Raw genomic sequence first — 23,617 nt, 5'->3', positions numbered from 1 at the left:
CCCGGAAGCCAACGGCGGCCGAGGGGGATGTACGGGCGGAGGGAGCTGACATGAGCGAGAGCACCACCCGCGAGGAGCGTTTCGCGCGCGGCCTGGAGATGCTGGGGAGCGTCAATCCCGAGGTGGGACAGCTGGTCGTCGACTCACTGGCCGACATCAGCCCGGAGATGGGCCACCAGGTCATCGCCTGGGGGTTCGGCGAGATCTACGCCCGTCCACAACTCGCGCCCCGTGACCGCCAGTTGGTCACGCTGGGCATGCTCACCGCGCTCGGCGGCTGTGAGACCCAGCTGGAGGTGCACATCAACACGGCCCTCAACGTGGGCCTCACGCCCGAGCAGATCGTCGAGGCGCTGTTGCAGTCGGCCGGCTACTGCGGCTTCCCCAGGGCCCTCAACGCCACGGCCGTGGCGAAGAAGGTGTTCGGCGAGCGGGGGCTGCTGCCCGTCGGACAGCAGCCCGCCGACCCGTCGGCTACCTCTGCCTGATCCTCAGGAAGGTGATCGAGTTCGCCGGGAAGGTGTACGAGAACTTCCCGGCGACCCCGTCGAAGGTGGACTTCACCGGGGCGACCGCGGTCGCCGTCTCACTGTTCACGGCGTCCGGGCCGGCCGCCAGCGTGGTCACCCGGGCCTTGGAGGCGACCTTGGCGCCGCCCAGGTCGATCGCCGTGCGGGCCGCCGTGTTCTGGGCGTTGACGACCTTGACGATCAGGTCACCGGTCTTCTGGTCCTTGGTCACGACCTGGCGGAACGGCTCGGCCGGCTTGTCGTCGGTGAAGCTGCCCCACTCCTGACCGTCGAGGTAGAGGGTCACCTGACGGCCGCGCACCTTGACGTCGATGTCGTAGGTACGGCCGGTCTCGACCGACCCGGCCTTGGAGATCAGCGTCGACTTGCCGCCGTCCACGGCCTGTTCGACGGCGGACTGGGTGTTGTTCCAGCCGCCGATGTTCCACCAGTAGTAGTTGCCGGTGTCCTTGACGCCGAAGGCGACGAGGAAGCCCTCCTTGCCGGCCTTCTTGGTGGCCTTCACCTTCAGGTCGTAGTCGTGCCAGGACGGGTCACCAGCCGAGACCATGGTGTTCTCGGCGTTCACGTCCGTCTGCACGTACTGCCCGTCCTGGACGCTCCAGCTGCCGCCGCCGGTGTGGGTCCACCGCGAGGCGTCACCGCTGAAGTCGTCGGTGAGCAGGGTGTTCCCGTCGGCACCGGTGACCCGGACATCGTCGTACGCCGCCGTCGTCGCCCACGTCGAGAGGCCCACGGCCCCGGTGATCGGGGCGAGCAGTGAGGGCGTGCCGGTGGCCGTCGAGGGCACCACGCGGTCGCCGACGTTGGTCATGAACAGCTTCTGGACCTCGTAGTTGGCGGAGTTCCAGGAGGCGTGGTTGTTGAACCAGATCAGGTCCGGGCGCCACTGGACGTAGTCCTCGTTGGCGAACAGCGGGGCGTAGGAGGCGAGTTTGACGACGTCGGCGTTGCGCTCCAGGCCGGTCATGAACGCCGCCTCGGTGAGGCCGTTCTTGAAGGTGTTGCCCTGGGAGGCGTACTCGCCGAGGAAGACCTTCGGGCCGTTCCTGTCGTAGGAGTCGTAGCGCTCGTTGTTCTGCAGGAACCACTGCGGGCTGTTGTAGTAGTGCTCGTCGACCATGTCGACCTTGGCGTCCTTGTTGAGCTGCCAGGCCGTGTCGAAGGTCGTACCCGAGTCGTCCGGGCCGGAGTTGGAGATGACCTGGATGTCCGGGTGCTTCGCCTGGATGGCGGCGCGGAACTCCTTGAACCGGGCGAAGAACTCGTTCGGCAGGTTCTCCTCGTTGCCGACCTCGATGTGGGTGAGGTGGAAGGGCTTGGGGTGGCCCATCTTCGCCCGCACCTTGCCCCATGTGGAGCTCGCCGGTCCGTTGGCGAACTCGATGAGGTCGAGGGTGTCCTGGATGTGTCGCTTGAGCAGTGCCTCGTCGACGACGGCCTTGTTCTGACCGCAGCCGGTCACCAGCGCGGGGACCACGGGCAGCGGCATGGCGCCGATGTCCTCGGAGAGACGGAAGTACTCGTAGTAGCCGAGGCCGTAACTCTGGTTGTAGCCCCAGACGTTGGCGTTGGTCGCGCGCTGCTCGACCGGGCCGATGGTGTCCTTCCACTGGTACGAGCGCTGGCGCTGCCAGCCGGAGGCCGCGCTGTAGTCCTCCATGGACCCCGTGTTCACCAGACAGCCGCCGGGGAAGCGCACGAAGCCCGGCTGGAGGGCGGCGATCTTCTCGGCGAGGTCCTTGCGCAGCCCGTTGGGTTCACCGCGGTAGGTGTCGCGCGGGAAGAGGGACACCATGTCGAGGGCGGCCGCGGCGGAGGAGGCCACGGTGAGGCGGCCGTCGGAGCTGGTCCCGGTCGCGGTGAAGGTGGCCCTGTACTGGGCCCAGCCGTCCTTCGTCACGGTCACCTTGCGGGCGGTGGCGAGCGTCCCGTCGGCGTCCTGCAACGAGACCGTGAGAACCGTGCCGGCGTCCGCGCGGGCCCACACCGAGAAGTCGTACTTCTTGCCCTCGTCCACGTGGATGCCGGTGTTGTATCCGGCGTTGGTGACGGACGAACCGGCGCCCAGGGAGAGGTAGTTGCGGTTGCGCTCGCCCAGCCGTCCGTCGTCGTTCACCACCTGCCCGGCGCCGGAGACCGTCCACGAGGTCAGCGGAGTGTACGAGGAGTTGTCGGCGGTGGAGTACTCGAAGGACCGGTTCTGCACGAGCTCGGCATACAGACCGCCGTCGGCGGCCCGGTTGATGTCCTCGAAGAAGACGCCGTACATCGTGTCGTCGATCTTCGGGCCCCGGGCGGCCGGGTCGACGGTGATCGCGTAGTCGGTGACGTCCTCGGCATGGGCGGGGGCGGGGACCAGACCGGCGGCCACCAGGAAGGCGGTGGCTCCGAGACCGAGTCTCCAGCGGGTGCGTGACATGAATACTCCGCGGCTCTCTGTCGAAGGTGACGTTCGAAATACCAAACGATGATCAGCACTTCGAACGGCAAGATAGGGAGGGTGCCGGGGAGCGTCAACGGGTCGCGCGGGACCGAAAGTGTCGGAAGTGAGGGACGGATGGGCGAGTTCTGGCCAGTGGCGGATGTGCTGGCGTATCTGTCCGGGAACTGGCGGACCGAGCGAACCGTGCGGGATCTGGCGAGCGGAGACGAAGGGGAGTTCTCCGGTACGACCGCTTTCGGCCGACTGGAAGACGGCGGACCGCTGTCCGAAGACGGTGGCCTGCTGTCCCAGGAGTCGGGCATCTTCGTCTGGCAGGGCGTCCCGCGCCCCGCGGAACGCACACTCCGCTACCTGCCGGGCGGGACACCGGGCGCGGCCGACGTCCGCTTCTCCGACGGGCGGCCCTTCCACGACCTGGACCTGACGACCGGCCACCATGTCGCCGACCACCCCTGCGCGGCTGACCTCTACCGCGGCGAGTTCAGCGTCCTGGACGTGGACCACTGGCGCACGGTGTGGCGGGTCGGCGGCCCGGCGAAGGACCTGGTCCTGACGACCGACTACAAGCGCGAGCCCACCGGCGGCCACGCGGGCGGCATGCCCGACCACTGACCGCGCAAGCTCACCGGCGGCCACCCGCACACGACGGCCGACGACTCGACGCACGGGACCGCCCGGCGGCCACCCGCACACGACGGCCGGCGGCCTACGCCGCCAAGCCCCTGGCTACGCCCGCGCGGGGTGAGCCGGGGCACCCTCGAAACGGAGGTTCCACCGGCCGGCCCTGCCGGTCACGGTGGTCGCCGACAGCGGACGCACGTCGATGTTCCAGTAGGTCGACGGCGGGGCCTTCAGCGCGTAGACCAGGGCGGCACGGATCACCGCCGGTTCGGCGACGGCGACGATACGGCCGCCGTCGCCGACGGGCCGGGTGTCGAGCCAGCCGCCGACGCGGGTGATGAAGTCGAGCAGTGACTCGCCGCCGTGCGGGGTCGCCCGCGGGTCGGCGAGCCAGGCGTCCACGGACTCCGGTTCGCGGGCCATCGCCTCGCCGAGGGTCAGCCCGCGCCAGCGCCCCATGTCACAGTCGCGCAGGGCGAGTTGCACCAGAGGGGAGTAACCGAGGGCGTCCCCGGTGGCGCGGCTGCGCGGAGTGGGCGAGCAGTACCGCAGCTCGGCCGCCGCGAGCGGCAGCAGGTCGGGCGCCACCCCCAGCACCTCGTCCCAGCCCGCCTGGTCGAGCGGACGGTCGTCCTGGAACCGCTCGGCGAGCAGCGAGGAGCTGCGCGCGGCGGCGACGAACGTGACCCGAAGTTGCATGCGGCGATCGTGAGCCGCGGAAGTGCGCAGGTCAAGAGGCGTTACCGGGGAGTTACCCTGGGTGCGCCGGGGCTCACTGCCCGAAGACGAGTGCCATCCAGTGATCCGGCTTGGCGAGCGGCGCGAACCCCAGCTTCTCGTACACCCCTTGGGCGTCGTGGGTGGCGAGCAGAATGCGTTTGAGGCCGTAGGGCCGCAGGTGCTCGCGCACGGCACCGACCAACGCCGTACCGATCCCCTCGCCCCGCACGGACCGGTCCACGTACACATCGCACAGCCAGGCGAAAGTGGCCAGATCGGTGATCACCCGGGCATAAGCCACCTGATCCCCCGATTCCACCGAGTACACCCCGAAGTTGAGCGACCCGGCGATCGCCCGGTCCTGCTTCTCCCGCGGTCGGCCGATCGCCCAGTACGCGTCGGTCGACAGCCAGTGGTGCACCCGCCCGGCGTCGATGCGGTCGGGGTCGGTGGAGATCTCGTAGCCCTCGGCGAGGGGCGGGGTGTCGGTCATGGGCGTGACGTTGGCAGGTCACGGAAGCCGGAGTCGAGCACTTTTCGCCGGGAGCACCTCCTCACAGGCCGTGCGGAGGCGCCGTACCCCTTCCGCGATCTCCCCCACCCCGGCCACCGCCGCAAAGCTCAACCGGACGTGGCCCGCCGGGGGTTCAGCGCTGAAGTACGGGCGGCCGGGGGTGATCGCGACGCCCGCGCGCAGGGCCGCGGAGGTCAGGGCGGTCTCGTCCGTGCCGTCCGGGAGGCGGAGCCAGAGGTGGTAGCCGCCCGACGGGATGTGCGGGAGGGCGAGTTCGGGCAGGTCGAGACGGAGGGTGGCGGTCATGGTGTCCCGGCGGGCCTTCAACTCCGCCGAGATCGTGCGCAGGTGACGGGGCCAGGCCGGGGAGCCGACGAGTTCCAGGGCCGCTTCCTGGAGCGGGCGGGGAACGAAGAAGGTGTCGACGATCTGGATCGCGCGGAGCCGCTCCAGTACCGGACCACGGGCGGCGAGGGCGCTCACCCGGAAGCTGGGCGAGGTCGCCTTGGTCAGCGAGCCGACATGCACGACGACTCCGTCGGGATCGTCGGCGGCCAGCGGACGCGGCAGCGGGCCGGCGTCCTCGTGCACGAGCCGTCGTACGAAATCGTCCTCGACGACGAAGGCGCCGGCCTCGCGGGCGATGCGCAGCACCTCGCCCCGGCGCTCGGGGGCCAGCACCGCGCCGGTCGGATTCTGGAACAGCGGCTGGCAGACGAACACCCGTGCGCCGGTCGCCCGGAAGGCGTCGGCGAGCAGGGCCGGTTTCACGCCGTCCGCGTCCACCGGGACGGGGACGGGGCGAAGGCCGGCGGAGCGCGCGATCGCCAGCATGCCGGGATAGGTGGGCGACTCGACGAGCACGGGTGCGCCGGGCGGGGCGAGCGCGCGCAACGCCGTCGTGAGCGCCGACTGGCCGCCCGCGGTGATCAGCACCTCCGCGGCCGTGACCGCGCCGCCGATGTTCCGCGCGAACCACTCGCGCAGTTCGTGCAGACCCTCCGTCGGCGGTCGGCCCCAGGCTCCGGGGCGGCGGCCGGCGCGGGCCAGGGCCGCGGACATCGCGCGCTCCGGCTGCAGGGAGGGGTGCAGATAGCCGCCGTTGAACTCGACCACCCCGGGCGGCGGGGCGGCCAGCGAGACCAGGACACCGGACGCGTCCACCGAGCGCGGTACGAGGTCGGCGGAGCCGTCCGCGCTGAGCGCGACCTCCTGCCAGGAGGTGTCCCCGGCCGGAGCGGCGGAGGTGCGCGCCGCCGCCCGGAAGGCACCCGCGCCCGGCCGGGTGACCACCAGCCCCTCGGCGGCGAGCTGGGCCAGGGCACGCGAGACGGTCACCGGGCTGACCCTGAACCGGTCGACCAGTGCCCGGCTCGACGGGAGCTTTCCACCCGGAGGGTAGCGGTCAAGCTCTCTCCGCAGCTGTTCTGCCAGTTCGGTGACGCTGCTACGCTCTTGCATGAGAGTACAGAGTAGCGCTATCACACCGACAGGGATAGCGGTCCCCGCTCCCACCAAGAGCTTCGGCACCCTCCAGGCCGCCCTCGGCGTCGCCGCCTTCTCCCTCACCTTCCCCGCCACTGCGTGGGGCCTCGAGGGCTTCGGTCCCTGGTCCCTCGTCGCCGTGCGCAGCGTCCTCGCGGCCCTCATCGCCGGGGGCTGTCTGGCGGCGCTGCGCGTCCCGATGCCGAGCCGCCGCGACCGGCCGGGGCTCGCCGTCGTCGCCGCCGGGGTGGTGGTCGGCTTCCCGCTGCTGACCACCCTGGCCCTGCAGACGTCGACCACCGCGCACGCCGCCGTCGTGGTGGGTCTGCTCCCGCTGACGACCGCGCTGCTGTCGGCCCTGCGCATGGGCACCCGCCCCTCGCGCACGTTCTGGACGGCCGCCCTCGTGGGCGCGCCCGCAGTGGTCGCCTTCACGGTGCAGCAGAGCGGAGGCGCCCTGACCACCGCCGACCTGTATCTCTTCGCCGCGCTCCTGGTGTGCGCCGCCGGCTACACCGAGGGCGGCCGGCTGGCCCGGGTCATGCCCGGCTGGCAGGTCATCGCCTGGGCGCTGGTGCTGTGCCTGCCGATCGGCGTGCCCGCGGCGGCGCTCGCGCTGTCGTACGAACCGGTGCACCTCACCGCGCACAGCGTCGCCGGGCTGCTGTGGGTGGCGGCGGGCTCGCAGTTCCTCGGCCTGGTGGTCTGGTACCGGGGCATGGCGGCGATCGGGATCCCCAAGGCCAGCCAGTTGCAGTTGGCCCAGCCCCTGCTCACACTGGTGTGGTCGGTGCTGCTGCTCGGCGAGCACCTGACGGTGGCCGCCCCGCTGACGGCCGCGGCGGTGCTCGTGTGCATCGCCGTCACCCAGCGGGCGCGGGGCTGAAGGGCGCGCACGCGCCGGTCCCAACCGCGTCCCCGCGCCGTAAAATCGGGGCCACGGACCGCTGCTCCCGCACTTGGTGAGGAGGCCCCAGACGATGCGTGCAACCGTGGGCGACCAGCTTGTCCAGCACGGCAGGGTGGTCGGACAGCAGGACAAGGTCGGCGAGATCGTCGAAGTGATGGGTCAGGAGGGCAACCCCCCGTACCGCGTCCGCTTCGAGGACGGGCACGAGGGCGTGTGCTCACCCGGCCCCGACACCGAGATCAGGCACCGGTTCCAGCAGATGGGCCGGTGACACGGCGCGGGGAAGCCGCCGGCACCTGGTAGTGGTCGGCGACCACCCGCGCCATCGCCCCGATCGGGTCGGAGGAAACCTCCCGCGCGGCGAAGAAGACGTGTCCGCGCACCTGCTTGCAGTCGCGCGCGAGCGTGAGGTGCCGGGACAGTTCCGCGGGGTCCTGCCAGGCGGCGGGCTGCGCCGGATCCCCCGCCTTGTAGAGGGCCTCGCCCAGGTACAGCTTCGTCCTGCTCCCCTGCGCCTGCTTCGCCCACCAGGGCACCAGCTTCGCGTAGTCGGCGGCGGCGAAACCGATGTTCCAGTAGAGCTGCGGCACGAGGTAGTCGATCCAGCCCTCGCGCACCCACTTGCGGGTGTCCGCGAAGTTGTCGTCGTACGACTGCACGCCCGCGCGCGTGTCCGAGCCGAGCGGGTCCGTGGCGGCGTTGCGCCACACCCCGAAGGGGCTGATGCCGAACTGTGCGGTGGGCCGGATCCGCTTGATGCGGGCCGCGGTCTCCAGGACCAGCCTGTCGATGTTGTCCCGCCGCCAGTCGGCCCGGTTCGGGAAGGCGCCGCCGTACGCGTCGTAGGCGGCGTCGTCGTCGAAGGTCTGGCCGGCCACCGGGTACGGGTAGAAGTAGTCGTCGAAGTGGACCGCGTCCACCGGGTACCGGTGCACCGCGTCGAGGATCGCGTCCTGGACGAAGGCGCGGACCTCGGGAAGCCCGGGGTTGTAGTAGAGCTTCCCGCCGTACGTCACCACCCAGTCCGGGTGCCGGCGGGCGGGGTGGGAGGCGGCCAGCCGGGTCGGGTCGCTGTGGTTGGCGATGCGGTACGGGTTGAACCAGGCGTGCAGTTGCAGGCCCCGCCGGTGCGCCTCGGCCACGGCGGTGCCGAGCGGGTCCCAGCCGGGGTTCTTGCCCTGGGTCCCGGTGAGGTACTGCGACCAGGGCTCGTACGGCGAGGGCCACAGGGCGTCGGCGGTGGGCCGTACCTGGAACATCACCGCGTTCAGGCGGTCCGCCGCCGCCCGGTCGAGGTGGGCGATCAGCTCCGCGCGCTGCTGTGCGGCGGTCAGCCCCGGCTTCGACGGCCAGTCCCGGTTGGACACGGTGGCGAGCCACACGCCCCGCATCCCGGTCGCCGCCCGCCTCGGATGCCGCGGTGCCGCCGCCGCTCCCGAGGCCGAGGTCATGGTCGACAGCGCGGCCAACGCGAAGGCCCGGCGCGACAGACGCCCCATGTGCACACTCCCCCAACACCATGGATCCGCTCGGTCACGGATCGTCTCCGCGCCCCAGAATGCCCGACGGATGTCGGACCCCGACGATCGATCATCGATACTTGGGAGTAACGTGCACGAACGGAGCAGGAACCGGACAACGGCCGACCTGCCACCAGGTGAAGATCAGCGAAAGGGACGAAGTGACGGACTTCCCGGCGGGAGACATCGCGCGCGTCGGAGTGGTGGGCTGCGGCCAGATGGGGGCGGGCATCGCCGAGGTGTGCGCCCGCGCCGGCCTGGACGTGAAGGTCGCCGAGACCACCGGCGAGGCCCTGGAGATCGGCCGCACCCGGCTGTTCAACTCCCTGACCAAGGCCGCCGAACGCGGCAAGATCACGGCGGACGAGCTGGCGGAGACGCAGGCACGTCTGAGCTTCACCACCGACCTCGGCGAGTTCGCGGACCGCGACCTGGTCATCGAGGCCGTCGTGGAGAACGAGCAGGTCAAGACCGAGATCTTCCAGGTGCTCGACCAGGTGGTGACCCGCCCGGACGCGATCCTGGCCTCCAACACCTCGTCCATCCCGCTGGTGAGGCTGGCGGTCGCCACCTCGCGGCCCGACCAGGTCGTCGGCATCCACTTCTTCAACCCGGCCCCGGTGCAGAAGCTCGTCGAGCTGATCCCGGCGCTCACGACGTCCGAGGGCACGCTGGCCCGCGCCCAGCAGTTCGCCGAGAAGCTGCTCGGCAAGCACGCGATCCGCGCCCAGGACCGCTCCGGTTTCGTGGTCAACGCGCTGCTGATCCCGTATCTCCTGTCCGCTATCCGGATGTTCGAGTCGGGCATCGCGAGCCGTGAGGACATCGACAACGGCATGGAGCTGGGCTGTGCCCACCCGATGGGCCCGCTGAAGCTGTCCGACCTGATCGGGCTGGACACCGTCGCCTCGGTCGCCTTCTCGATGTACGAGGAGTACAAGGAGCCGCTGTACGCCGCTCCCCCGCTGCTCCAGCGCATGGTCGACGCGGGCCGGCTCGGCCGGAAGTCCGGCTCGGGCTTCTACACCTACGACTGACCCGCACCCTGTCCGTTCCAGGGTGCTGATGACACAGTGCTACGAACACGGGCCCGGCACTCCTCCGAGTGCCGGGCCCGTGTCATTCACACACCGTGTGCGCTCCGGGCCCGCATATGCCCGTCGCACACTCTCCCCACGCGCCCACCAGGCGAGTTGACTCTTCATGCGCATGCAAGGGATGTGACGACTACGGAAAGGAGCGGACTTGTGACCGCCGAACCGGAGCATCCCGTGATCCATGGAGAACTCGCAGAGTTACGACGCCGCCTCGATGTCGCGTACGCACGCGTCGAGGGAGGCCTCGCTCTGCTCAGTCACCGTACGGAGGAGACGGACAAGGAGATCGACGATCTGAGCGCACGGATCATCGCCCTGGAGCACGCCCGCTGGCCGCTTCCCGCGGTTGCGGCGATCACCGCCGTGGGCGCGCTCGTCGTGGCGATCTGGCAGGCCGTCGGCCACTGAGGCTTCGGGACGCTCGGGTGGGGGATCAGGGCTGAGAGTCCTGACCGAGCCTCAGATGGTGCAACAGGAGTAACGCGGCCGCCATGTTGGCGGCCGGGACCTCCCCACGGGCGACCATGTCGGGAACGAGCTTCAGGGGGACCCATTCCCGGCGGTCCGACTCGAAGTCGTCCACGGGGTGCCCGATGTACTCGCCCTCGTCGGCCCAGTAGATGTGGTGCCGGGCGTCGGTGAGCCCGTTGGAGGGCTCCACGCTCATGAGGTGCTGGAGCGGGCCCGGTCGCCAGCCGGTCTCTTCCTCGAGTTCCCTGGCGGCCGCGACGGCGATGTCCTCGCCGTCCTCGACCACACCCGCGGCGAGCTCCCAGCCCCAGCTGTCGGTGATGAAACGGTGGCGCCACAGCAGGAGGACCTCGTTGGCCTCGTTCACCACCGTGGCGACGGCTACGGGACGCAGTCGTATCAGGAAGTGGTCGAGATGCCGGCCGTCCGGCAGCTCGACATCGGCGAGATTGACGCTGAACCAGCGGTTTTCATACACAGTTTGTTCGTTCTGTTTCGTCCACTGCACGGTTCTGCCACCTTCCGTCGAGTAAGTGGCAATATCGCAGCAGGGACTGTGGCTGTCGGCGTACGCGTGCCCTCCTACAGCGGTACGCGCAGTGCGCCGTCGATCAGTTCGGCTGCCTCGGCGGTGCCCGCGCAGCCGCTGCGGACCAGATGTTCGCGGACCGCTCTGAGTCTGTCGCGCAGGCGCTGGGACTCCATTCCCCGGGCCTGTTCCGCCATCTGTACGGCGGTGGCCACCGCCTTGTCGGTGTTGCCCTGACGCAGTTCGATCGTGCTGAGCATGGCGAGGCGGTGCACCCGGCCCCGGTCGTGGGCCGGGTTGTCGACGGCGGCCGCGGCGTGCGCGGCCGCCGCCGCGAGCTCGCCGAGGCTGAGAAGCGCCTCCGCCACCTGGACGTTGACGAGGCCCGGCTGGACATAGCCGGTCTCGTCGGGCTCGTATCCCCGCCGGATGCGTTCGGCGGCCTGCTCGGCCCGCCGGATGCAGGACAGCGCGGTCGTGCCGTCGCCGAGGTGGGCGTACGCCTTGGCCTGCATCGCGTAGAGATCGCAGGCGAGTGCCGGGGTGATGTGCTTGCCGGCGGCCCGCAGCGCGGCCTCCGCGAAGGCGACGGCCTGGCGGTACTCCCGCATGAACAGGGCCTGGTTGACCAGCAGCGCGATGACATACGCGCCGAGTCCGCGGTCGCCGCTGGCCTTGGCGAGCCTGAGGGCCTGGTGGAAGTAGCGCTGGGCGAGGCCGTGGGCGTCGGAGTCGTAGGCGCAGATCCCGGCGACGGCGACCAAACCGCCGGTGGCGCGGTGCAGTTGACGGCCCGTCTCGTCGGTGTAGCTGCCGCGCAGCAGCGGGGCGGCCTCGGCGTTGAGGAAGCCGACGATCCGGGTGCGGGTCGCTATACCGCCGGCCTTGCGGTACATCTGCTCGTAGTGGGTGCGGGCCGCGCGGAGCATCGCGATGTCGGAGTGGGTGACCCGGTGCCGGCCGCCTCGGGAGACGTCGACGTCCTCGGGCGGGTTCTCCCACTCCCACACGGGCATGACGGCGGGGGTGCCGGTGACCGCGGGGGCACCGAGGATGTGCGGGCGCTGCTGTTCGTCGGAGCGCCACAGGGCGGTGGCCCGCTCGACGAAACCGGACAGCGAGGTGCCGTGCGGGGCGGAGGGTTCGCCCGGCACGCCGAGGCCGATGTCGTCGAGGGTGACGGGGCGTTGGAGCCGGCCCGCGAGCACCTCGCAGATCAGGTCGGGCACCTGACCGCGCGGGCGCTGGCCCTTCAACCACCGTGCCACGGCGGTGTGTTCGTACCTGAGCGCGAGGCCGCGTGCCCTCCCGGCCTGATTCACATGTGCGGCAAGCCCCGCGTGCGAGATCCCGGCTTCGTCGAGGATCGCGTCGAGCAGAGTGTTGGGCTGCATATATGCCCCCCGGGTGGCTCGGTTCCGTCAGATTAGTGGGTTCGTCTTCACACGGGGTGTGAACGGAGTGCTCGAATCCGCAGGGTGTGCGCACTGTCGCGGAGAGTTTCCACCCGGTTGACTGAAATACCTCGCAAGAGGCCGGCCGGGCCGCCGGCTCCCCCTCGTACAGTGCGGTGGCCCGGCCGTGGGCTTCAAAGGTGCGTCGTGGCTGGTCGCACGGTTCCCGAGGTAGCTGAGTGTTGCCGTTCGTTTCTCAGCACGAGGAGGGCGACGTCGTCCGTCGGGGTGCCGCCCGTGTGGTTCAGGAGAGCGGTGAATACAGCACCCAGGACGACATCGGGAGCACCCCGCGCAGCCTCACGAAGTACCTCCGGCAAGGAAAAGAACCGGCCATGAGCGTCCCTCGCATCCTCCGCACCGTCCGTGTGCAGGACCAAAGTCTCGCCCGGTAACAGGTGGCCGCACTCCAGGGGCTGAAGGTCCCACGGCAGCCGAAAAGGGCCGAGGGGCGGCAAGGGATCCGCACACGACAGAGGCTCGACCCTGGTGCCACTCAACAGGTACGGCCACAGGTGGCCGCAGTTGAGGGCATTGAGCCCACCGTCCCTGCCGATCTCCAGCAGCAGTACGGTGACGAACTCCTCGGCGACCGTGCCGTCACGTTCGGCGCGCTCCCTCAGGTGCCGGGCGAGCGCGCGGTCCAGTCTGCGCAGCACCCCGGCGAGTTCGGGCTCGTCGTGGACGGCCTCGCGGAAGCTGCCGAGGACCGCGGCGGCCGTACCGATGGCGGCGAGGCCGTGGCCGCGGACGTCGCCCATCACGACCCGTACCCCGTGTTCCGTGGCGACGGCCTCGTACAGGTCGCCGCCGATGGTGGCGCCGCGGTCGGCGGACATCTGGGCCGCGGCCACCGTGAGCCCGTCGATGCGCGGGGGCAACGGCCGCAGCAGCACGCTCTGCGCGGCGCCCGCGACCTGGCGGGCCTGTCTGAGCTCACGCAGCAGGGCACGCCGGACATGGACGATCAGTCCGGTGCCCACCGCGAAGAACACGGCGCTGCTGGCGACCCGCGCGCCCAGGCCGTTCTGCTCCGCAAGCGGGCAGGTCAGCTTGTACGTGATCGCGACGGCACCCCACACGGTGGGCAGCCCGAGCGTCAGCACACGGCGCGACTTCCGGTGACCACTGCGGACCACGAGGCGAGCGGCACGCCCCACACGAGGCACCGCAGCCCTCAAGCACATCATGCCGATGGCCCCCCAACTAGGCCCTGCACACGCAATCGGACCGGCCTCGAAAGGCCGGTCCGATTCTGTCGACCGCATGGGCCGAAAGGGCCAGATCACCGGGGGAACTCACCCTATCGAGTGAGGTGACCGCACTCCCCGGAGACTCAGCCCCGGAGCACGGCTCCCGTACGCTCGCCGGCGAGGGCAACCGCCGCGTCCCGGGCCGCGGAAGCCTCGTCCACGGTCAGGGTCCGGTCCCCCGCACGGAATCGCAGCGCATAGGCCAGCGACTTCTTGCCGTCCCCCAGCTGCTCCTCGTTCTCGTACACGTCGAACAGCCGGATCCCTTCGAGGAGTTCACCCGCACCCTCACGCAGCGCGGTCTCGACCTCGGCGTGCGGCACGAACTTGTCGACGACCAGGGCGACATCCTGCGTGGCCACCGGGAACGTGGAGATGGCCGGCGCCTGCGGGGTGTCGTCGCCGACCGCCTCGAGGACATCCAGGTCCAGCTCCATCGCGGAGCTGCGCGCCGGCAGGCCGAACGCCTTGACCACCCGCGGATGAAGCTCACCGGCGTGACCGACGACCGTCTCGGCCCCGTCCACGACGACCACGAACTCGGCACAGCGCCCCGGGTGCCACGGCCCGTACTGACCGCCTCGCACGACCAGTTCGACGCCTGCCTCACGCGCGACCAGACGCCCGGCCTCGACCGCGTCGGCCCAGTCGGCCGGACGGCCCCTGCCCCACCAGCCGGCCTGCTCCCGCGCACCGGCGAGCACCACGGCCACGTGCCGCGGCTGTTCCGGCAACGCGGCGTCCAGTTCGGCGATCTCGGAGTCCGTGGGACGCCGGTCCACCGGCAGCACCGCGGCGACCCGCTGCTCCGAGCGCGGCAGGAAGACCAGCCCGGTCTCGAACAGCGCGAGGTCGTGCGAACCCCGCCCGTCGTTGCGCCGCAGGGCACCGAGCAGCCCCGGCAGCAGCGACGTCCGCAGCGCGGGCTCCTCGTCGTTCAGCGGGTTGGTCAGCCTGACGACACGGCGAGCCGGGTCGTCGGCCTCCAGGCCCAGCTGGTCGAAGACCTGCTCGGAGACGAAGGGGTAGTTCGGCGCCTCGACGTACCCGGCACCTGCCAGCGCCCGCCCGGCCCTGCGGTGCAGCCGCTGGCGGTGGGTCAGGCCACGGCCGGCCGGCGGCCTGGGCAGCGTGGAGGGCAGGTTCTCGTAGCCCTCCAGCCGGATGACCTCTTCGGCCAGGTCGTTGATCTCCTGGAGGTCGGGACGCCAGGACGGCACGGTGACGATCAGCTCGTCCTGCCCGTACACGTCGCAGCCGACCTCCTGGAGACGGCGTACGACGGTCTCGCGGCCGTAGGAGACACCCGCGACCTTGTCCGGGTGGTCCGCCGGGACGCTGATGGTGTGCGGGGCCGACGGGGCGACGACCTCGGTGACACCGGCCTCGGCGGTGCCGCCCGCGAGCAGCACCAGCAGGTCGACCGTGCGCTGTGCGGCAGCGGCGGCGGCCTGCGGGTCGACACCACGCTCGAAGCGCCGGGACGCCTCGGAGGACAGCTTGTGGCGACGGGCCGTACGCGCGATGGAGACCGCGTCGAAGTGGGCGGCCTCGATGACGACGTCGGTGGTGCCCTGAGCCTCGGAGTGGTCGGCGATCTCGGTGTTGGCGCCGCCCATCACGCCGGCGAGGCCGATCGGACCGCGCTCGTCCGTGATGACCAGGTCCTCGGCGTGCAGCTTGCGCTCGACGCCGTCGAGGGTGACGATCTGCTCGCCCTCCTCGGCCCGGCGGACGCCGATGGTGCCCCGGACCAGGGTGCGGTCGTAGGCGTGCAGCGGCTGGCCGAGCTCCATCATCACGTAGTTGGTGACGTCGACGGCGAGCGAGATCGGACGCATGCCGACCTTCTGCAGACGGCGCTGGAGCCAGAGCGGGGAGCGCGCCTCGGGGCTGAGGCCGGTCACCGTACGGGCCGTGAAGCGGTCGCAGCCGAGCGGGTCGGAGACCTGCACCGGGTAGCCGAAGGCGTTCGGGCCCGGGACGTCGAGCAGGGCCGGGTCGCGCAGCGGCAGGCCGTAGGCGATCGCGGCCTCGCGGGCCACGCCCCGGATGGACAGGCAGTCGCCGCGGTTGGCGGTGACGGCGATGTCCAGGACCTCGTCGACCAGTTCCAGGAGCTCGATGGCGTCCTTGCCGACCTCGGTCTCCGGCGGCAGCACGATGATGCCGTGGCTGCCGTCGTCGCCCATGCCCAGCTCGTCGCCGGAGCAGATCATGCCGTGCGAGGTCTTGCCGTAGGTCTTGCGGGCGGAGATCGAGAAACCGCCGGGCAGGGTCGCGCCGGGCAGCACGACGACGACCTTGTCACCGACCTGGAAGTTCCGCGCACCGCAGACGATCTCCTGCGGCTCGCCGGTTCCGTTGGCCTGGCCGACGTCGACCGTGCAGAAGCGGATCGGCTTCTTGAAGCCCTCCAGCTCCTCGATGGTCAGCACCTGGCCGACGACCAGGGGGCCCTTGAGGTCAGCGCCGAGGTGCTCGACGGTCTCGACCTCGAGCCCTGCGGAAACGAGCTTGGCCTGGACGTCACGGCCGGTTTCGGTCGCCGGCAGGTCGACGTACTCCCGCAGCCAAGAAAGCGGGACCCGCATCAGATCTCCATCCCGAACGGCCGGGTGAACCGGACGTCACCCTCGACCATGTCTCGCATGTCCTCGACGTTGTGGCGGAACATCAGCATCCGCTCGATGCCGAACCCGAAGGCGAAGCCGCTGTACTTCTGCGGGTCGACGCCACAGGCGGTCAGCACCTTGGGGTTGACCATTCCGCAGCCGCCCAGCTCGATCCAGCCCTCCGAGGAGCAGGTACGGCAGGGGCGGTCGGGGTTGCCGACGGACTCGCCGCGGCAGACGTAGCACACCATGTCCATCTCGGCGGACGGCTCGGTGAAGGGGAAGAAGTTCGGGCGCAGCCGGGTCTTCATGCCCTCGCCGAACAGGGCCTGGACCATGTGGTCCATGGTGCCCTTGAGGTCGGCCATGGTCAGGCCCTCGTCGACGGCCAGCAGCTCGACCTGGCGGAAGACCGGGGTGTGCGTGGCGTCCAGCTCGTCGGTGCGGTAGACGACGCCGGGACAGATCACGTACACGGGCAGCTCACGGCTCAGCAGCGAGCGGATCTGCACGGGCGAGGTGTGGGTGCGCAGCACGACGCCGGACTCGGTGCCCCCTTCGGGGCCTTCGACGAAGAAGGTGTCCTGCTCGCCGCGGGCCGGGTGGTCCGGGCCGATGTTGAGCGCGTCGAAGTTGAACCACTCGGCCTCGACCTGCGGGCCCTCGGCGACCTCGTAGCCCATGGCCACGAAGACGTCCTCGATCCGCTCGGAGAGCGTGGTGAGCGGGTGGCGGGCGCCGGCCGGTACGCGGTCGTACGGCAGCGTGACGTCCACCGCCTCCTCGACCAGCACGCGCTGGTCGCGCTCGGCCTCCAGCTCGGTCTGACGGCCGGCGAGGGCCTTGTTCACCGCGCCCCGGGCCTGGCCGACGAGCTTGCCGGCGGCGGCCTTGGCGTGCGGGGGCAGGGCGCCGATCTCGCGGTTGGCGAGGGCCAGCGGGGAGGTGCCCCCGGTGTGGGCGACCTTGGCCTCCTGGAGCGCGTCGAGGGAGTCCGCGGCGGCGAAGGCGGCGAGCGCCTCGTCCCGCATGCGCTCGATCTCTTCCGGTTTCAGGGCCTCGACCTCTACAGGGTCGTACGACTTGTTCGGTGCCGACATCTCTTCCCGTGCTTCCGATTGGCTGGCTGAAGGTCCCCGTCACCGATTCACTCGGAGGGCCGTCCATGGGACACAAAGGTGCCAAAGGCCGAGTCTAACGGGGTGGAGGAATGCGAATGCGCCCGCGGGCGGCTCGGGCGGATCTCAGGTGAGATAGGCCGGAGCGCTCACGGGCAACGTAAATCGGAACTCGGCGCCGCCCTGGGGGGCGCGGCCGACCGTGATGGTGCCGCCGTGGGCTTCGACGATGCCCTTGACGATGTAGAGCCCGAGGCCGGTGCCACCGCGCTTGCTGCCCCGCCAGAAGCGGGTGAAGACGCGGTTCATGGACTCCTCCGGGATGCCGGCGCCCTCGTCGCTCACGGTGACCGACGTGCCGGTGTCCTCCCCTTCGCGGGGGGACGCCGAGGGCGTGATGTCAATCGTGACGGTTCCCTCGCCGTGCCGCACCGCATTTTCCAGCAGGTTGCTGAGCACCTGGTCGATCTTGTCGGGATCTGCCCACAGGGCGGGCAGCGGCTGTTCGAGGCGGAGCAGGAACCGGTCGGCGGCGAGGCCCGCGGCGACGTAGGCCTGGATGTGGCGTCCGACGGCGGCGCCGATGTCGACGGGCTGGCGCCTGACCTCCAGGCGCCCGGAGTCGATGCGGGAGATGTCGAGGAGCTCGGCGATGAGCCGGGTGACCCGGTCGGCGTCCGCGTCGACGGTCTCCAGCATCAGCCGTTTCTGGTCGTCGGTGAACCTCTCCCACTTGGCGAGGAGGGTCGCGGTGAAGCCCTTGACGGAGGTGAGCGGGGACCTGAGTTCATGGGCCACGGTGGCGATCAGCTCGGCGTGGCTGCGCTCGGTGCGGCGGCGGGCCTCGGTGTCCCGGAGGGCGACGACGACCCGGTGGACGGGCCCGGTCGGCCGGGTGCGCACGTACTGCGCGGAGACGAGGACCTCACGGCCGCCCGGCAACAGCAGATTCCGTTCGGGCTGCCGCCTGCGGATGGCGAGGCCGCCGTACGGATCGGTCAGCTGCCACCAGCGTCGTCCCTCGAGGTCCTCTAACGGAAGGGCCTTCTCCAGCCGCTGTCCGAGGGCGTCCTCGGCGGGGAGGGCGGTGATCCGGGCGGCGGCGGCGTTGAAGCAGATCACTCGGCCCTGCTCGTCCGCGACGACGAGACCGTCGGGCAGCTGGTCGGGATCGATGCCGAGTTCGGCGGCACCACCGGCACAGGCTCCGGACACGTCCTGGGCGCTCCTCGTGCCGACACTCATCCCCGTACCCCACCTCTCCGACGGCGCAGGGCCCCCGAGCTGGTCACCCTACTGGTTCTCGGTGACGGAGCGGCACCCTCCGGGGGCGCGCTGTGCACGGGCTGACGCATAGAGACATACGGCGGCCGCGGTGGCGAGGTTCAGGCTCTCGGCCTTCCCGTGGATCGGGACGCGCACCACGGCGTCCGCGAGTGCGCGGGTCTCCTCCGGGAGCCCCCAGGCCTCGTTGCCGAACACCCAGGCGGTCGGCCCGCCCATGGTGCCCTGGTCGAGCTCGGCGTCGAGGTCGTCGGTCCCGGCCCCGTCGGCGGCGAGGATCCGCACACCGGCCCGCCGGAGCCCCTCGACGGCCTCCTCCACGGGCACCCCGACCGCGACGGGCAGGTGGAAGAGGGAGCCCACGGAGGCCCGTACGGCCTTGGGGTTGTAGAGATCGACGGACGCGTCGGTCAGTACGACGGCCTCGGCACCGGCCGCGTCGGCGCACCGCAGCACGGTGCCGGCGTTCCCGGGGTCCCGCACGTTCGCGAGCACGGCGACGAGTCGGGGCCGGGCGGCGAGGATCTCCTCGAAGGGGGTGTCGAGGAACCGGCAGATCCCGACGAGCCCCTGCGGGGTGACGGTCGTCGAGATGTCGGCGATGACGTCGTCGGCGGCGAGGTGCACCCGGGCTCCGACGGCCCGGGCCTCTCCGATGATGTCGGCGTACCGTTCCGCCGCCTCCACGGTGGCGAACAGCTCCACCAGACCGTGGCCGGCGGCCTCCCGCACCGCCTGCGGCCCCTCGGCCAGGAACAGCCGCTCCTTCCCCCGGAAGTTCCGCCTGGCGAGCCGCCGTGCGGCGGAGACCCGGGGGGAACGGGGGGAGATCAGCTCGGGGGTGACGGGGGGCATGCTCTTCACCTTCGGAAGTGTCCGGGAAACAGCGGACCCGCAGGCATCACAGCCTGCGGGTCCACACAGTCACGTCGGCCTAGGGCCGGCGCAGCGTCACGCGGCCTTGGGCGCGTTCACGTCCGCCGGCAGAGCCTTCTGCGCGACCTCGACGAGCGCGGCGAACGCCGTCGCGTCGTTGACCGCCAGCTCGGCCAGGATCTTGCGGTCGACCTCGATGTTCGCCGCGTTCAGGCCCTGGATGAAGCGGTTGTACGTGATGCCGTTGGCGCGGGCAGCGGCGTTGATGCGCTGGATCCACAGCCGACGGAAGTCACCCTTGCGCTTCTTGCGGTCGTTGTAGTTGTAGACCAGCGAGTGGGTGACCTGCTCCTTGGCCTTGCGGTACAGGCGCGAACGCTGACCGCGGTAGCCGGAGGCCGCCTCGAGGATCGCCCGGCGCTTCTTGTGGGCGTTGACTGCCCGCTTGACGCGTGCCACTTGTTAACTCCTTGTAGCGGGGCCGTGGTTGGACTCACACGGCCCGGTATCGATGGGGTCCCGGTCCAGACGTACGGCGCTCAGTGAAGGCGCCGCGTACGTCACTTGCCGAGAAGCTTCTTGATCTTCTTGGCGTCGCCCGGGGCCATCTCGGCGTTGCCGGTGAGGCGCCGCGTCAGGCGCGACGTCTTGTGCTCGAGGTAGTGGCGCTTGCCGGCGCGCTCGCGGAGCACCTTGCCGGAGCCGGTGATCTTGAAGCGCTTGCTGGAACCGCTGTGCGTCTTGTTCTTCGGCATAGCGCCGTTCTCTCCTCGTCGGTGGCGCTCCGGTGCCCGGTCCTGAAACCGGGCACGGTGAGCGTCGCTCTTGTATCGGTTTGTGTCCTGGGGACTCGCGTCCCCCGGGGTCACGCCTCGGCGGAAGCCTCTGCCGGGGCCTCGGCCTCGACCTCGGCCTCGTCCTCGACGTGCTCGCCCTCCGCGGCGTTCTGCGACTTGCCGGGGTTGGCCTTCGCGTCTGCCTTGCGGGCTTCCTGCGCCTGGCGGGCCTCGGCCATCGCCTCGGTCTTCTTCTTGTGCGGACCGAGAACCATGATCATGTTTCGGCCGTCCTGCTTCGGATTCGACTCGATGAAGCCGAGGTCCTGGACGTCCTCCGCGAGACGCTGCAGCAGTCGGTAGCCCAGCTCGGGCCGGGACTGCTCGCGACCACGGAACATGATCGTGATCTTGACCTTGTCGCCCTGCTTGAGGAACCGGACGACGTGACCCTTCTTGGTGTCATAGTCGTGCGGGTCGATCTTCGGCCGGAGCTTCATCTCCTTGATGACCGTGTGCGCCTGGTTCTTGCGCGCCTCACGGGCCTTCATGGCCGACTCGTACTTGAACTTCCCGTAGTCCATGAGCTTGCACACGGGCGGACGGGCGTTCGCCGCGACCTCGACCAGGTCCAGGTCGTACTCCTGCGCAAGCTCCAGTGCCTTGGCCAGGGGGACGATGCCCACCTGCTCGCCACTGGGACCGACAAGTCGCACCTCGGGAACGCGAATCCGGTCGTTGATGCGGGGCTCGGCGCTGATGGATCCTCCTCGGTTAGCACCACACGGCGGTCTGGCGGACAGCCGCGTATGTCTTTTCGTCTGACCTAACCGCACCGAGGAACAAAAAATGCCCCGGCGGATCACAGACGGGGCTCCAACACTGCCGGAGCACCGCCGCGATGACGCGGGGCGCACTTTCGGGCGACTCCATCGTCCGTACGGAACGATGGTGGCCGCCTGACCGGGGTGACCCGCCGTCCCTGGGGATGGCCGGGTGGGAGATCGGAGCCTCCACTTGTGGGCCGGACACGCGAATGTCCAGCCGGTCGTTACACAAGGTTAGCAGCAACCCGGGGGTGGTGCGAACCGCCGTGCGCCGGGCCCTATCGTGGGGGCCATGAGTGACACCCCTCCCGCGTCTGCCGGCTCTCCCGGCTCCCCCGACTTCGACGAGATGACCCGCGACATCGCCGAGGTCCCCGCCGTCGAGGTGATCGTGACGGTCGCCGTCAACCTGATGAGCGCCGCCGCGGTGAAGCTCGGTCTGACCGAGGAGGGCGACAAGTACAAGGACCTGGACGAGGCCCGCAAGCTGGTGGCGGCCCTGGCCGGCCTCCTGGACGCGAGCGCGACCGAGATCAGCTCCTTCCACGCGGCCCCGCTCCGCGACGGTCTGAAGTCCCTCCAGCTGGCCTTCCGCGAGGCGTCCCTCGTCCCGGACGAACCGGGCCAGGGCCCGGGCGAGAAGTACACGGGCCCGACCTACGGCTAGCTCACCCTCACGCTCACCCTCGTACGTACAAGGGCTCGCCCGGAGGCGTGGCACCGGCCGGCAGGACTGCCAGGTCGAGGCCGCGCACCAGGCGGGCCCTCAGTGTTTCGTCGGCGGCGAGGCGCCGCGCGACGGCGTGGACGCCGGCGTCGTGCGGCACGGTCGGCTCGAAGACCAGGGCGAGGGTGCCGTCGGCCCGGCCCGGGCCGAGATAGGCACGCAGCACCGCGCCCACGTCGGCGACCGCGGCGCGCACCGCGTCCACGACCGCCGGGTCGGCGAGCGGGTCCGTGGTGGTCCGCCCCTCGGCAAGGGCGAGCAACGCGGAGCCGGTCAGCTCGAAGGGCACCGGCCCCGCCAGATCCAGTACGACCGTGTCGGCATTCTCGTGCGCGGCGGCCTGCAGCGCCTGGTGCAGGGGTACGGCGACGGGGCGGGCCTCGGGGTCCCAGCGGGCCAGCGACGCGGTGGAGGTGAAGGCCGGCAGGGCGGTCCGGGATCCGGCCTTGAGGGTGGGGACGGCCATGTCGCTGGTCTTCTCGCGGCGCAGCCCGTTCTCGTCCTTTTCGACCTCCCCGAGCACGGCCACCACGGGGACGAGCAGCCGGGCGCCCTTGAGGGCGTCCAGGACCGGGCCCACGGCGGCGCGGTCCTCGGCCCAGGCCGCGAGCGCCGTGCTCAGCCGGGGATCGGCGGAGCCGTCGTCGTCGGAGAAGCCGGGGTCGGGAATGTTCTTGTTCGCCACGGTCACCGACCCTATAGGGGGCTTGCTGCTGCGGTTGTGCGGGCCCGGAAACCCGCCCGTGACCGATTTCACGGGTTTCTCAGAGTTCGCTGACACAGCTCTAACGTCCGTCTAACGGCCCGCACAGTCGGCGGCCCGACGATCGGCGGCATGGAGTCCTCAAGAGCCGACGGCCGCCGCGCCCGCAGGTTCCCCCTGCGGCCTTTGCTGTACACCGCGCTCGCCTGCGTCGCCGTCGCCGGCGTCTCGGCCGGGGGGACCGTGTACGTGAAGGCGCAGGCGCACTCCGGGGGCGGCACCGTATCGTCGGCGCCGACGCCGTCGTTCTCGTCCTCCCCGGCGGCCACGACTGAGGAGGCGGCGGCTGTGGCGGAGCCGGTGGTTGATTTCGACGAGCGGCTGTCCGACGCCATGAAGGCGGTGAGCGTGACGGGCGACGAGAAGGTCTCGACGGCGGTCCTCGACCTGGAGTCGGGCGACAGCGCGGTTTACGGCGACGGGGCCTTCGACACGGCGAGCATCGTGAAGGTCGACATCCTGGCGGCGCTGCTGCTCCGGCACCAGGAGGCGGGCACACGGCTCAGGGCGCGGGAGAAGGCGTACGCCACCACGATGATCGAGAACAGCGACAACGCCTCGGCGTCGGCGCTGTGGGACATCATCGGGCAGGCATCCGGGCTCGACGCCGCCAACAAGAAGTTCGGGCTGACCGGCACGGAGGGCGGCGACGGGGCGCTGTGGGGACTGACCCAGACCACGGCGGCCGATCAGCTCACCCTGCTCCAGCAGGTGTTCGGAGACGACTCGGAGCTGAGCGAGACCTCGCGGTCGTACCTTCAGGGGCTCATGGGCCGGATAGCGGCCGACCAGCAGTGGGGGGTGTCGGCCGCGGCCGACGGCTCCAGGTGGGCGCTGAAGAACGGATGGCTGCCGCGCAGCACGACCGGGCTGTGGGACGTCAACAGCATCGGGCGGGTGACGGTGGACGGCCACGCGTATCTGGTGGCCGTGCTCTCGAAGGGGAGCTCCACCCAGGCAAAGGGGATTTCGCTGGTGGAGGCGGCGGCGAAGGCGGCGGTGTCGGTGTTCACGGGAGAGGACGCCCCGGCGTCCGCGTCGGCGAACGCCACGAGTGCGGCGGCCCGCTGAGGCGTCGCCC

General features: G+C 70.6%; 24 protein-coding genes. 8 read left to right on the top strand and 16 right to left on the bottom strand.

What is annotated here, in order from left to right; genetic code table 11:
* Positions 1-50 precede the first annotated feature (50 nt).
* Positions 51-488 (top strand): carboxymuconolactone decarboxylase family protein, encoded by a 438-nt coding sequence (locus M2157_RS38615; RefSeq protein WP_280856476.1) that lies wholly within the window; start codon positions 51-53, stop codon positions 486-488.
* On the opposite strand, the gene M2157_RS38610 is transcribed toward M2157_RS38615, so the two are convergent.
* The gene (locus M2157_RS38610; RefSeq protein WP_280867507.1) at positions 475-2,952 is read right to left on the bottom strand and encodes an alpha-L-arabinofuranosidase C-terminal domain-containing protein; all 2,478 of its coding nucleotides are present in this window, start codon (positions 2,950-2,952) and stop codon (positions 475-477) included. The two genes, M2157_RS38615 and M2157_RS38610, sit on opposite strands and share 14 nt — an antisense overlap.
* 138 nt (positions 2,953-3,090) lie before the next feature.
* Here M2157_RS38610 and M2157_RS38605 point away from each other — a divergent pair, with 138 nt between their 5' ends.
* The gene (locus M2157_RS38605) at positions 3,091-3,588 is read left to right on the top strand and encodes a DUF6314 family protein (protein ID WP_280867506.1); all 498 of its coding nucleotides are present in this window, start codon (positions 3,091-3,093) and stop codon (positions 3,586-3,588) included.
* Positions 3,589-3,702: 114 nt separating this feature from the next.
* Here M2157_RS38605 and M2157_RS38600 read toward each other — a convergent pair whose 3' ends face one another.
* The 3 genes from M2157_RS38600 to M2157_RS38590 form a co-directional block, all read right to left on the bottom strand.
* Positions 3,703-4,296 carry a histidine phosphatase family protein gene (locus tag M2157_RS38600; protein ID WP_280867505.1) on the bottom strand — a complete coding sequence of 198 codons (594 nt, stop codon included), beginning with the start codon at positions 4,294-4,296 and terminating at the stop codon, positions 3,703-3,705.
* 73 nt (positions 4,297-4,369) lie between these two features.
* Complete coding sequence (locus M2157_RS38595) at positions 4,370-4,810, bottom strand: GNAT family N-acetyltransferase (protein ID WP_280856480.1); 441 nt, start codon at positions 4,808-4,810, stop codon at positions 4,370-4,372.
* An 18-nt stretch (positions 4,811-4,828) separates the two neighbouring features.
* Positions 4,829-6,292 carry a PLP-dependent aminotransferase family protein gene (locus M2157_RS38590; RefSeq protein WP_280867504.1) on the bottom strand — a complete coding sequence of 488 codons (1,464 nt, stop codon included), beginning with the start codon at positions 6,290-6,292 and terminating at the stop codon, positions 4,829-4,831.
* Between M2157_RS38590 and M2157_RS38585 the strand changes: the two genes are divergently transcribed.
* The gene (locus tag M2157_RS38585) at positions 6,291-7,202 is read left to right on the top strand and encodes a DMT family transporter (RefSeq protein WP_280867503.1); all 912 of its coding nucleotides are present in this window, start codon (positions 6,291-6,293) and stop codon (positions 7,200-7,202) included. The two genes, M2157_RS38590 and M2157_RS38585, sit on opposite strands and share 2 nt — an antisense overlap.
* Positions 7,203-7,296: 94 nt before the next feature.
* Positions 7,297-7,497, top strand: coding sequence for a DUF1918 domain-containing protein (locus M2157_RS38580; RefSeq protein ID WP_037715145.1), 201 nt, complete (start codon positions 7,297-7,299; stop codon positions 7,495-7,497).
* Here M2157_RS38580 and M2157_RS38575 read toward each other — a convergent pair.
* A complete protein-coding gene (locus tag M2157_RS38575; RefSeq protein WP_280867502.1) occupies positions 7,466-8,725 on the bottom strand; it encodes a family 10 glycosylhydrolase in 1,260 nt (419 codons plus the stop codon). The genes M2157_RS38580 and M2157_RS38575 overlap by 32 nt on opposite strands.
* 158 nt (positions 8,726-8,883) lie before the next feature.
* Here M2157_RS38575 and M2157_RS38570 point away from each other — a divergent pair, with 158 nt between their 5' ends.
* Together M2157_RS38570 and M2157_RS38565 are read left to right on the top strand one after the other, a co-directional pair.
* Positions 8,884-9,783, top strand: a complete 900-nt coding sequence (locus M2157_RS38570) for a 3-hydroxybutyryl-CoA dehydrogenase (RefSeq protein ID WP_280856484.1) — start codon at positions 8,884-8,886, stop codon at positions 9,781-9,783.
* A 210-nt stretch (positions 9,784-9,993) separates the two neighbouring features.
* The gene (locus M2157_RS38565) at positions 9,994-10,251 is read left to right on the top strand and encodes a hypothetical protein (RefSeq protein WP_280856485.1); all 258 of its coding nucleotides are present in this window, start codon (positions 9,994-9,996) and stop codon (positions 10,249-10,251) included.
* A 25-nt stretch (positions 10,252-10,276) separates the two neighbouring features.
* Here M2157_RS38565 and M2157_RS38560 read toward each other — a convergent pair whose 3' ends face one another.
* From M2157_RS38560 to infC, 10 genes are all read right to left on the bottom strand, one after another.
* Positions 10,277-10,822, bottom strand: coding sequence for an NUDIX hydrolase (locus M2157_RS38560; RefSeq protein ID WP_280856486.1), 546 nt, complete (start codon positions 10,820-10,822; stop codon positions 10,277-10,279).
* Between the two features lie 74 nt (positions 10,823-10,896).
* Positions 10,897-12,237 carry a transcriptional regulator gene (locus M2157_RS38555; RefSeq protein ID WP_280856487.1) on the bottom strand — a complete coding sequence of 447 codons (1,341 nt, stop codon included), beginning with the start codon at positions 12,235-12,237 and terminating at the stop codon, positions 10,897-10,899.
* A 194-nt stretch (positions 12,238-12,431) separates the two neighbouring features.
* Positions 12,432-13,565 (bottom strand): PP2C family protein-serine/threonine phosphatase, encoded by a 1,134-nt coding sequence (locus M2157_RS38550; protein WP_280867501.1) that lies wholly within the window; start codon positions 13,563-13,565, stop codon positions 12,432-12,434.
* A 68-nt stretch (positions 13,566-13,633) separates the two neighbouring features.
* Complete coding sequence (gene pheT, locus M2157_RS38545) at positions 13,634-16,144, bottom strand: phenylalanine--tRNA ligase subunit beta (protein ID WP_280856489.1); 2,511 nt, start codon at positions 16,142-16,144, stop codon at positions 13,634-13,636.
* Positions 16,144-17,265, bottom strand: a complete 1,122-nt coding sequence (pheS, locus tag M2157_RS38540) for a phenylalanine--tRNA ligase subunit alpha (protein WP_062045212.1) — start codon at positions 17,263-17,265, stop codon at positions 16,144-16,146. The genes pheT and pheS overlap by 1 nt, the downstream gene beginning before the upstream one ends.
* A gap of 144 nt (positions 17,266-17,409) precedes the next feature.
* Positions 17,410-18,528, bottom strand: coding sequence for an ATP-binding protein (locus M2157_RS38535; protein WP_280856490.1), 1,119 nt, complete (start codon positions 18,526-18,528; stop codon positions 17,410-17,412).
* A 48-nt stretch (positions 18,529-18,576) separates the two neighbouring features.
* On the bottom strand, positions 18,577-19,422 hold the full coding sequence (locus M2157_RS38530; protein ID WP_280856491.1) for an RNA methyltransferase: 846 nt from the start codon (positions 19,420-19,422) through the stop codon (positions 18,577-18,579).
* A 96-nt stretch (positions 19,423-19,518) separates the two neighbouring features.
* On the bottom strand, positions 19,519-19,902 hold the full coding sequence (gene rplT / locus M2157_RS38525) for a 50S ribosomal protein L20 (protein WP_020132316.1): 384 nt from the start codon (positions 19,900-19,902) through the stop codon (positions 19,519-19,521).
* 101 nt (positions 19,903-20,003) lie between these two features.
* The gene (gene rpmI / locus M2157_RS38520) at positions 20,004-20,198 is read right to left on the bottom strand and encodes a 50S ribosomal protein L35 (RefSeq protein WP_057614273.1); all 195 of its coding nucleotides are present in this window, start codon (positions 20,196-20,198) and stop codon (positions 20,004-20,006) included.
* 110 nt (positions 20,199-20,308) lie between these two features.
* A complete protein-coding gene (gene infC, locus M2157_RS38515) occupies positions 20,309-20,980 on the bottom strand; it encodes a translation initiation factor IF-3 (protein ID WP_266526830.1) in 672 nt (223 codons plus the stop codon).
* Between the two features lie 358 nt (positions 20,981-21,338).
* Here infC and M2157_RS38510 point away from each other — a divergent pair, with 358 nt between their 5' ends.
* A complete protein-coding gene (locus tag M2157_RS38510; protein ID WP_280867500.1) occupies positions 21,339-21,713 on the top strand; it encodes a DUF1844 domain-containing protein in 375 nt (124 codons plus the stop codon).
* A gap of 13 nt (positions 21,714-21,726) precedes the next feature.
* Here the strand turns inward: M2157_RS38510 and M2157_RS38505 are convergent, their stop codons facing one another.
* On the bottom strand, positions 21,727-22,458 hold the full coding sequence (locus M2157_RS38505) for an SseB family protein (RefSeq protein ID WP_280856492.1): 732 nt from the start codon (positions 22,456-22,458) through the stop codon (positions 21,727-21,729).
* A 150-nt stretch (positions 22,459-22,608) separates the two neighbouring features.
* On the opposite strand from M2157_RS38505, the gene M2157_RS38500 reads away from it, so the two are divergent.
* Complete coding sequence (locus M2157_RS38500; protein WP_280856493.1) at positions 22,609-23,607, top strand: serine hydrolase; 999 nt, start codon at positions 22,609-22,611, stop codon at positions 23,605-23,607.
* Positions 23,608-23,617 lie beyond the last annotated feature (10 nt).

Source organism: Streptomyces sp. SAI-127, from assembly GCF_029894425.1.
GTDB lineage: Bacteria > Actinomycetota > Actinomycetes > Streptomycetales > Streptomycetaceae > Streptomyces.
The sequence above is the reverse complement of the archived record's forward strand: the minus strand, read 5'-3'. Positions and strand labels throughout refer to the sequence as shown.